The organism is Myxococcus sp. AM010 (genome assembly GCF_013372585.1).
GTDB lineage: Bacteria > Myxococcota > Myxococcia > Myxococcales > Myxococcaceae > Myxococcus > Myxococcus vastator.
Map to the genome: position 1 here is coordinate 1 of NZ_JABXEO010000144.1, position 9812 is coordinate 9812.

A 9812-nucleotide genomic window follows, 5' to 3' on the forward strand; every position below is an offset into this window, starting at 1 on the left:
GCCCACCGGTCCCCGCCCGAACGCCGCCCGCGAGGAGCGCGTGCGGATGACGCCGCTGCGCAAGCGCGTGGCCGAGCGCCTCATCCAGGCCCAGTCCACCGCCGCCATGCTCACCACCTTCAACGAGGTGGACATGGGCGAGGTGATGGCCCTGCGCAAGAAGTACAACGAGAAGTTCCAGCAGAAGCACGGCGTGAAGCTGGGCTTCATGAGCTTCTTCATCCGCGCCTCCGTCGAGGCCCTCAAGGCCTTCCCGCAAATCAACGCGGAGATTGACGGCGAGGACGTCATCTTCAAGCACTACTACGACATCGGCGTGGCCGTCAGCGGCAGCCGCGGCCTGGTGGTGCCGGTGGTGCGCAACGCGGACAAGCAGGGCCTGGCGGAGCTGGAGAAGTCCGTGGGCGAGCTGGGCAGCAAGGCGCGCAACAACAAGCTGGCCCTGGCCGACCTCCAGGGTGGCACCTTCACCATCACCAACGGCGGCATCTTCGGCTCCATGCTGTCCACGCCCATCCTCAACCCGCCGCAGACGGGCATCCTGGGCATGCACAACATCGTCGAGCGCCCCGTGGCCCGCGACGGCCAGGTCGTGATTCGGCCCATCATGTTCGTCGCGCTCACCTACGACCACCGGCTGGTCGACGGCCGCGAGGCCGTGCAGTTCCTGGTGCGCGTGAAGGAGTGCATCGAGGACCCGGAGCGGCTGCTCCTGGACGTCTGACTTCAGGCCCGGTAGCCGGGCGAGACTTGCATTCCGGGCGGCCGGCTGGACTTCCAGCCGGCCGTTTCACTACAACTGGGAGTGTCTCCCGGTTGTCGGGGGGCGGGAAGAACGGGCGGCTCTCCTCGCGCCGCCCCGCAAGACTGAAGGACGTGCAATGGCAACCGGTACCGTGAAGTGGTTCAACGACGCGAAGGGCTTTGGCTTCCTCACCCAGGACGGCGGTGGTGAGGACGTGTTCTGCCACCACACCGCCATCAACATGGACGGCTTCCGCACCCTCCAAGAGGGTCAGAAGGTGGAGTTCGAGGTCACCCGTGGCCCCAAGGGCCTGCAGGCGCAGAACGTCCGCGCCGCAAGCTAACGCGTCCGTCAGCCACTCCGTCCGGACTGGCCGATGACAAGAGGCCCGGCCCCACCACCTGGGGACCGGGCCTCTCGTTTTCCAAGCCCTGGGGGGCCGCGCGGCCTACAGGTGGCGCTTGAAGTGGTCCATGACGCGCTCCCACTGGCGCTCGGTGACGAGCGGGTCGGGCACCATGTGCGTCAGGCCGCTCAGCGGCAGCAGGTCGTGCGGCTTGCCGGCGCGGAAGAGCGCGTCACTCAGCTTCAGCGTGTGGAAGAAGTAGACGTTGTCGTCCGCGGTGCCGTGGATGAGCAGCAGCTTGCCCATGGGCTTGTCCTGCTTCGCGTACGTCAAGAGCGAGCTCTTCTCGTAGGCCTCCGGGCGCTGCTGCGGCACGCCCAGGTAGCGCTCGGTGTAGTGGGTGTCGTAGTCCAGCCAGTCCACCACCGGGGCGCCGGCCACGCCGGCCTTGAAGACGTCCGGGCGCTTGAGCACGGCCAGCGCGGACATGTAGCCGCCGAAGCTCCAGCCGGAGATGCCCACGCGGGACAAATCAAGCTCCGGGACTTCCTTGGCCAGCGCCTTGAGCGCGGCGACCTGGTCCTCCAGCGTGACGCCGGAGAAGTCGCCCTTCACCTCGCGCTCCCACTTCGCGCCGCGCAGCGGGGTGCCGCGGCCGTCAATCTTCACCACGAGGAAGCCCTGGTCCGCCACCCACTGCGACATCAGGTGCGCGGCCATGCTCTTGTGGACCACGGTGGTGGTGGGGCCGCCGTACACCTCGACGATGACGGGCAGCTTCTTGCCTGGCTTGAAGTCGCGCGGGCGCACCAGGGACGTCCAGAAGCGCTCGGGGCCCACCTGCCGCTGCTCCACGCTGGGCGTGTAGGGCGGCTCCTGCGCCACCGAGGGCAGCTCGCCCACGCGCGTGCCGTCCGCGCGCACCACCAGCACCTTGGGCATGGCCTTGAGGCCCTGCCCATGCACCACCGCCAGCCCGCCGCTCTTGGACACCGCGCCCGACTCGATGTCGAGCCCCGCCGTCACCTTCTCCGGGGCGCCGCCGGCCTTCACGCGCCACAGGTGGCTCTGCGTGGGGTTGGGGCCGCCGTTGAAGTAGAGCGTGCCGTCCTGGTGGAGGTAGCGCGCCAGCGAGCGGAAGCCCGCGTCCGGCTTCACCACGGTGCGCGCCAGCGAGCCGTCCGCCTTGCGCAGCTCCACCTCCGGGCCGCCGTTGCGCTCGGTGTACCAGAGGAAGCCGCTGCCATCCTCCAGCCACAGCGGGAAGGCCTGCTCCAGGTTGAGCCAGGCGTCGTCCTTCTCCGTCAGCAGCTCACGCGACTTGCCCGTGCGCGGGTCCACCGCGAGCAGCTGCTGCTCCGTCTGCTCCCGGTTCTGCACCAGCACGGTGAGCGGGCCGCCCTTGGGCCACGTCACGGTGGCCAGGTACGGGTACTTCGCCGCGTCCCACTTCGCCCACACGGTGCGCCCGCCGGTGACGGGGGTGATGCCCAGCCGCACCTTCGCGTTGGCCTTGCCGGGGCGCGGGTACGCGAAGTCCTCGCCGCCGCGCTCGGGGTGCATGACGTCGACGATGGTGAGCTTCTCCACGTCCGTCGTGTCCGCCTCCGTGTACGCGACGGACTTCGCGTCCGGGCTCCACCAGTAGCCGGTGAAGCGCCCCATCTCCTCCTGGGCGACGAACTCGGCCACGCCGTGCGACTTCGCCTCGGTGCCGCCCTTGGTGACGCGCTGCTCGCGGTTGGCGGCCACGTCGATGCGGTACACGTCGTGCTCCCGCACGTAGGCCACCTGCTTGCCGTCCGGGGAGAAGCGCGGGTCCAACGTGCCGGGGCCCGTCTTCAGCTCCGTCACCTTGCCGCTGGCGCGCTCCACCACGTAGAGGCGGCCGGACAGGGGCACCAGCAGCCGGGCGCCGTCCTCGGACACCTGGTAGCTGGTGAAGCCCCGGGCGCTGACGCGCATGCGCTCCCGGCGGGCCTTCTCCTCGGGGGTGAGCGTCTCCTCGGCGCCCTTGAGGATGGCCTCTGGGGTGAGCAGCTCCCGCGTCTGCCCGCTCTCCACGTCGAACGCGTAGAGCGTCTGCACGTTGGACGTGGGCTGGGTGCGCAGGAAGAGGACGCTCTTCTCGTCGGGGGAGATGCGCACGCCGCCGGGCCGGCCGCTCATGAAGCGGCGCGTCTCCGAGAACTGGCGCAGGAAGGGGTCTTGCTTCCGCTGCGTCTGGGACATGGTGAGGGGCTTGAGTTCCTGGGCGGAGGACGAAGCGCTCGCTAGCAGGAGCGCGGCGGTGAGGACGTGGCGCATGCGTCGTCGAGTCCCCGCGGGGAGGGCGGGGCTCCTTTCGTGGAAAGGTGCGCGGAGCAGCCTACACTCGGCGGCCTCGCGGCCGGAGCAAACGCCTGGGCTGCTGGAGGATTCCCGACGCCATGGAAACGGAAGACGACGCCCCGCGGCACCTGCGCCTGGCCGGAGTCATCCGGCTGGGCCTGGGCGGCGGGCGGGGCCCGAAGGACGCCTACGTGTTCGACCCGCACCGGCTCGCCCTCCCCGCCTGGACCTGCGCCCTGGGTGACGCGGAGGGCCCCGCCCTGCTGGTGACGCTGGACCGGCACCTGGACACCGTGGTGCCCCGGGCCCCCGCGGCCGTGCCGGACCGGGCGGCCGGGCTGCGCGCGCTGGACGAGCATGCCCGCTGGGCGCTGGATGTGCGCAACTACGACCACATCCTCGCGGCCATGGAGGCGGGGCTGGTGGGAGACGCGCTGCTGATTGCCCGCGCCCGCCCCCGGGGCGCCTTCACGGGGGACACCTACGTGGACAGCCGGGGCCGGCCCCACCGGCTGGTGGCCGTGTCCACCGTGGACCGGGCCGCGGAGGCCTACAGCCGCCCTGCCCCCGGCGACGCCGTGCGCGACGTGCTGGACGCGGCCGGACGGGTGCTGCTGGACGTGGACCTGGACTGCTTCACCTCCCTGAGCGACGCGGACCCGACGACGGTGCTCCCCTGGCCTCGGCAGGTGATTCGCGAGTTCCTGCTGCCCCAGGACTCGGAGCCCTTCTGGGACGCGGTGCTGAAGAAGACGGTGGCGCTGACGCTGGCGCGCGAGCCCCACCACTGCGGCGGGCTGCTCGCGTCCGGGGACTTGTTCCGGGACGCGGCCCAGGTGCTGTTCCGGGAGCTGTTGCGCACCGAGCCCCCATGAGCCGCGCCGCGCGCTACAGCGGCGTCTCCATGAAGTTGGGCCGCACGTCCGTCATCTGTCCGCCCGCGAAGGAGAAGCGGCTGCCTGGCGGCGGCCGGGCGTCATTGAGCACGTAGCCGAAGTCCACGCGGAAGGGCAGGACGTTGAACTGCGGGAAGAGCAGCCGCAGGCCCATGCCCACCGTGTGCACCATGGCGGGCCGGTCATTGAACGCGCTGCCCGAGTCCCAGAAGAGCACGCCGCCCAGGTGCACCGTCTTCACGACGATGGGGCGGCTCCGGTACTCCAGGTTGAAGAGCAGGAGCCGCCGGCCGGAGTACGCATCCGCGCCCGCGCCGCGCAGGCCATTGGCGCCGCCCAGCAGGTGGATGCGGTCGAACAAGTCGTCGATATTCACGTCCAGCAGCCCGCGCGCCACGAAGCGCCCGCCCAGCACCTTGGGCGACACCTCAATCAGCTCCGCCGCCCAGCGCCGGTTGGTCCACGCACCCTGAGGCCCCAGCGGACGGCGGATGGCGCCCGACATGGAGGCGGTGGTGAGCGTGTCCCCCAGCCGCAGGCGGTAGCGCAGCGCCAGCCCGCCCTCCACGAAGTGGCTCTGCTCGCCGAACACGGGCGGCGCGTAGCGCAGGGTGGCCGCCAGCCAGTGCCCCATCTGGAAGTCCTCGGCCAGGACGTACGAGTCCACGTCCCGCAGCACCTCGTAGCGCGCGTCGAAGGCGCGCAGGCTCAGCCCGATATAGCCCGCGTCCTCCGCGCGCGGCAGGTAGTTGCGGTTGAACCACTCCGACTGCGCTGGAGAGAGGCCGGACGCCAGCGGCGCGCCGTAGGCGTAATGGTAGGCCCCCACCGTGCCGCCCACGTTCCACTTGTAGCGGGTGCCCAGCGAGCGCGTGTACGAGACGCCGCCCACCACCTCTTCGGTCCGGTAGACGTAGGGCACCGCGGGCCCGCCGGGGAAGGGCAACTGCCAGATGGACGCGCCCCGGTAGACGCGGTTCGTCTCCACGTTCCAGGCCACGGAGGCGCTGGCGCTCCAGGGCGTGGACAGCGAATACAACGGCCGGCTCATCGCGAGGCTGCCGCGCGAGCCCTCCGTCTTGCCCGTCTCACGCCCCTGGATGACGGCGATGGACTCACTCAGCGACCAGCGGCTGCCCAGCACGCGCGGGTCCGTGTAGCTCTGCCCCAGGCTGAGGGTGTCCTGCCGCAGCACGAAGTCCACGGCGATGCGCTTGCCGCGCCCCAGGAAGTTCTGCTCCGTGCCCTGCAGCTTCAGGTACTGGAGCAGCGAGCCCACCGCCGCGAAGTCACTGTTGAGCCGCAGCGACCAGATGTCCTTGGTGACGGCCATCACCGCCACCGAGCCCGGCGCGCGGCCCTTCACCGCCACCAGGCGGACCATGGAGAACAGGCGCAGCCCGCGCAGGTTGCGCGCCGTCTCCTGGGCGAGCGCGTCCGAGTACGGCGCCCCCACCTGGAGCAGCACCTCGCGCCGGACGACGTCGTCCCGCGTCCGGGCATGGAAGATGTTGAGGAAGTCGGGGAAGGGGTCGATTTCGGCCACCACGTCCTCGGTGGCCACCAACACCTCTTCCAGAAGCTTGCCCTCCGGCGCCGGCTCCAGCACCCGCCCGTGCCGGGCCAGGGCCTCATCAATCAGCGCGTCCTCGTAGTTCTCGATGGCCGACGCGGGCCCCTTCGCCGGCGCGTCAGGCGACGCTTCCGACGTGGAAGGCGCGGCCGCGAGAGACATGGCAACGAGCAGCGCAGGCAGCGAAAGCGGCACGCAAGGCATCCTGTCATGAGCCGCGCCATTGCCCCCTGGACAATGCCGCGCTCTGTTACATCGCGGGATTTCCCGTTTTCACGGTCGCGTCAAAAATATACATGGAGGAAGCAACCGCGAAGCCCACCGGGTGGATAATGACGGCATGACCAGCGTCGTCGGCCCCCGCCGCTCGCCCCTCCTCGCTCGCCCGACCACCGAAACCGCCCGTGAGACGGCGTCCGCTCCCCGGACGACCTCCACCGCGGCCACCAGCTCGTTCCAGCCCGCGCGGCCGGGACTCGAGGGCGCAACGCCCTCGATGCTGACGAAGCTCGGCGCGGTCTTCGTTCCCCAAACGCCCACCGCGACGCAGGCGGCGGCCTCCCACCTGAAGGCCGCGGTCGGCACAAGGGCGGCGTCGCTGGTCCACAGCACGACGCCCAACGCCGACATCAAGGACCACACCACCATCGAGAGCACCCTCGACGTCCCCGAGGACGCCACGGTGGAGTCGCTCAAGCTCAGCCTGGACATCGAGCACACCTACCGGGGCGACCTGAAGGTGACGCTGACCTCGCCGTCCGGCAAGAGCGCGGTGGTGTCGGACCGCAAGGGCGGTTCGGCGGATGACCTGACGGGCGCCTTTGATTTGTCCGCGTTCAAGGGCGAGCCCACGAAGGGCACCTGGACGCTGGAGGTGCAGGACGCGGCGCGCGGCGACACCGGCACGCTGAAGTCGTGGGGCCTGGACATCACCCCCGAGACGCCGGTGACGGGGCCCGAGGAGCCGGAGGAGCCCGAAGGTGGCCTCTTCGAGGGCCTGCGCGACGGCGCGCTGCTGGACGCGCTCCAGGACTACTCCTCCGGCAAGCGGACCGTCAGCTACAACGAGGCCCGCCGGCTGATGTTCTCCAGCCTGGACGTGAACGAGAGCGGCAACGTCGTCTGCGTCTACACGGGCGCCGAAGTCAAAGGCGGCAAGATTCCCAACAACTCGGTGATGAACACCGAGCACACCTGGCCGCAGTCGAAGGGCGCCACGGGTTCGGCCAAGAGCGACCTGCACCACCTCTACCCCACCGACAGCAAGGCCAACTCCCGGCGCGGCAGCTTCCCGTTCGGGGTGGTGGTGAACGAGCGGTGGAGCCAGAACGGCGCGAAGTTCGGCACCGACGCCCGGGGCAACATGGTGTTCGAGCCGCCCGACTCCCACAAGGGCAACGTGGCGCGGGCGATGTTCTACTTCTCCGCCACCTACAACAAGTCCATCTCCAACGACGAGGAGGCGGTGCTAAAGGCGTGGAACAAGCTCGACACGGTGGACTCCGCCGAGGTCGAGCGCAACCGCCGCATCGCCACCATCCAGGGCAACTCCAACGCCTTCGTCGAGGACTCGGCGTTGGCCGACCGAGTGAAGGACTTCTAGGCCCCCGCGGAGCGCAGCTCCCCGTCGCGCAGGGGCGGCAGCTTCTCGCCCCGCGCCACCGCCGCGACGATTCTCGCCAGCCGGTCCACGCCGTCCGACAGGGCGGCCGGCCCCGGCTGGAGGATGAGCGAGCTCTTCACCTCGTAGAGCTGGTCCTCCACCACCGCCCGGACCCCGGCCCACCCGGGGCGGGCGACGATTTTCTCCCGCTTCGCCTTGCGCCCGCACCAGCTGGCGATGACGCCCTCCGGGTCGCGCCGCGCCACCTCCTCCGGCGCGAAGATGCGGCCCTGCGCCCCCTGCGACGCGCGCGACTCCCGGCACACGTCCACGCCGCCCACCAGCTCCACCAGCTCCGAACACCAGCGGATGCCGGAGATGAGCGGCTCGTGCCACTCCTCGAAGAAGATGCGCGGCCGGCGTGGCAGCGACTCCGCCGCGTCCGCGTGCCGCGCCAGGTTCGCGGTGAGCTCGGTGGCCAGCGCCTCCGCGGCCTCGGGCCGTCCCACCAGCGCGCCCGTCAGCCGCACCGACTGGAGGATTTCGGCGAGCGAGCGCTGGTTGAACAGGTAGACGGGCACGCCCCGCTTCGCCAGCTCGCGGCCGATGTCCGCCTGCAAGTCGGAGAAGCCCAGCACCAGGTCTGGCTTCAGCTCCAGGATGCGCTCGAAGTTCGCGTCCAGGAACGAGCTGACCCGCGGCTTCTTGCGCGCCTGGGGCGGGCGCACGGTGAAGCCGGACACGCCCACCACCAGGTCCTCCGCGCCCAGGCGGTAGAGCACCTCCGTCGTCTCCTCGGTGAGGCACACGACGCGGCGGGGGTAGGGCGGCGCACCGGAGAGCAGCTCGGACAGGCGGGCATTCATACGGGGCCGCACCCTAACGCGGCCACCGCCGCGCTACGTGTCCGTAGCATCCGGCAGCGCGCGGGGGCCGGGCTTTCACCGGACTCCCCGTCACGCAACGTCTCACGTGTGTCACCTGTGAAACGTTGTCGCGCCCGAGCCGGATTCTCGGCCGGTGGCGCACTGCGCCAACCCGGCAGGTCGCTTGGGAGGTGGAGGATTGCAGTGCTAGCATCTGCCCTCATGTTCGACCGGCGTGTCACGTGCCTCACCGGTCGGTGGGGGCAGTCATGATGGAGAGCAACGCCCCGACGAATGGCGCCCCACCCGACGTCGCGGACCCCATGCTGGGCCGGGTCCTGAACGAGCGCTTCCGCATCCTGGAGACGCTCGGTGTCGGAGGCATGGGCCGCGTCTACAAGGCCGTGCAGTCACCGCTGGACCGGCTGGTGGCGCTCAAGGTGCTCAACCCCCAGTACGGCGAGGGCAAGGACCCGGGCTTCCAGAAGCGCTTCTTCCTGGAGGCCAGCGTCACCTCGAAGCTGCGCCACCCGAACACCGTCACCGTCATCGACTACGGCAAGACGGACGACGGCATCTACTACATCGCCATGGAATACCTGGAGGGGCTGACGCTGGGCCAGCTCCTCACGCAGATGGGCCCGCTGCCGTGGCCGCGCGCGCTCAACATCACCCAGCAGATCGCCCGCTCGCTGCGCGAGGCGCACAAGGTCGGCCTCATCCACCGCGACCTCAAGCCCGCCAACGTCATGGTCCTCAACCAGGAGACGGACCACGACGTGGTGAAGGTGCTCGACTTCGGCCTGGTGAAGTCCTTCATCGGCGACGCGGCGCCCGTGCCGCAGGACACGTCCATTACCCAGGCGGGCATCATCCTGGGCTCGCCGCAGTACATGGCGCCTGAGCAGGCGCGCAACATCGCCGACCCGCGCAGTGACGTGTACAGCCTGGGCGTGGTGCTCTATCAGATGCTGATGGGGCGGCCGCCCTTCCTGGCCGCGCAGAGCATCGACGTCATCGTCAAGCACATCAACGAATTGCCGCCCGCCTTCGGCTCGCTCTACCCCAACCATGGCATCCCCGGAGAGGTGGAGGCCCTGGTGATGAAGTGCCTGGCCAAGACGCCACCGGAGCGCTACCAGTCCATGGACGAGGTGATGGAGGCCATGCGCCGCACCCTGTCCACGGTGGGCGTCAGCGGCGCCTTCAGTGGCGCGCGCTTCGCCGGCGTCAGCGGCGTCGGCGGCGCCAGTGGCAGCGGCCCCATCAGCGGTCCCCACGGCGCGGCGGGCTCCGGTCCCGCCACCGTGGCGCTGGACATCTCCGTGGAGGAGGCGCCGGGCAAGGGCGGCCGCAAGCCGCTGGGGATGCTGCTCGGCGGCGGCGCGCTGCTGGTGGGCCTTGGCGCGGCCCTGGTGGTGGCGCTGCGCCCCACCCCGCCCGCCGAACCCG

At 70.3% G+C, this 9812-nt stretch carries 8 protein-coding genes; 5 read left to right on the forward strand and 3 right to left on the reverse strand.

Going from position 1 to position 9812, the window contains the following annotated elements:
• Positions 1-724: dihydrolipoyllysine-residue succinyltransferase (gene sucB, locus HV826_RS34895; protein ID WP_176421345.1), on the forward strand; the 724-nt coding region annotated here is incomplete at its 5' end.
• Positions 725-881: 157 nt separating this feature from the next.
• The gene (locus HV826_RS34900; RefSeq protein ID WP_176421346.1) at positions 882-1088 is read left to right on the forward strand and encodes a cold-shock protein; all 207 of its coding nucleotides are present in this window, start codon (positions 882-884) and stop codon (positions 1086-1088) included.
• Positions 1089-1193: 105 nt separating this feature from the next.
• On the opposite strand, the gene HV826_RS34905 is transcribed toward HV826_RS34900, so the two are convergent.
• Positions 1194-3398 (reverse strand): DPP IV N-terminal domain-containing protein, encoded by a 2205-nt coding sequence (locus tag HV826_RS34905; RefSeq protein ID WP_176421347.1) that lies wholly within the window; start codon positions 3396-3398, stop codon positions 1194-1196.
• A 122-nt stretch (positions 3399-3520) separates the two neighbouring features.
• On the opposite strand from HV826_RS34905, the gene HV826_RS34910 reads away from it, so the two are divergent.
• Positions 3521-4297 (forward strand): UPF0489 family protein, encoded by a 777-nt coding sequence (locus tag HV826_RS34910; protein WP_176421348.1) that lies wholly within the window; start codon positions 3521-3523, stop codon positions 4295-4297.
• A 13-nt stretch (positions 4298-4310) separates the two neighbouring features.
• Here HV826_RS34910 and HV826_RS34915 read toward each other — a convergent pair whose 3' ends face one another.
• A complete protein-coding gene (locus HV826_RS34915; RefSeq protein WP_176421349.1) occupies positions 4311-6095 on the reverse strand; it encodes a BamA/TamA family outer membrane protein in 1785 nt (594 codons plus the stop codon).
• Between the two features lie 136 nt (positions 6096-6231).
• On the opposite strand from HV826_RS34915, the gene HV826_RS34920 reads away from it, so the two are divergent.
• Positions 6232-7494: an endonuclease gene (locus HV826_RS34920; RefSeq protein WP_176421350.1), complete on the forward strand. Its 1263-nt coding sequence runs from the start codon at positions 6232-6234 to the stop codon at positions 7492-7494.
• Here the strand turns inward: HV826_RS34920 and HV826_RS34925 are convergent.
• Entirely contained in the window at positions 7491-8360 is an 870-nt protein-coding gene (locus tag HV826_RS34925) for a cobalamin-binding protein (RefSeq protein ID WP_176421351.1), read from the reverse strand. The genes HV826_RS34920 and HV826_RS34925 overlap by 4 nt on opposite strands.
• A 269-nt stretch (positions 8361-8629) precedes the next feature.
• Here HV826_RS34925 and HV826_RS34930 point away from each other — a divergent pair.
• On the forward strand, positions 8630-9812 hold a 1183-nt coding region (locus HV826_RS34930; protein WP_176421352.1), incomplete at its 3' end, for a serine/threonine-protein kinase.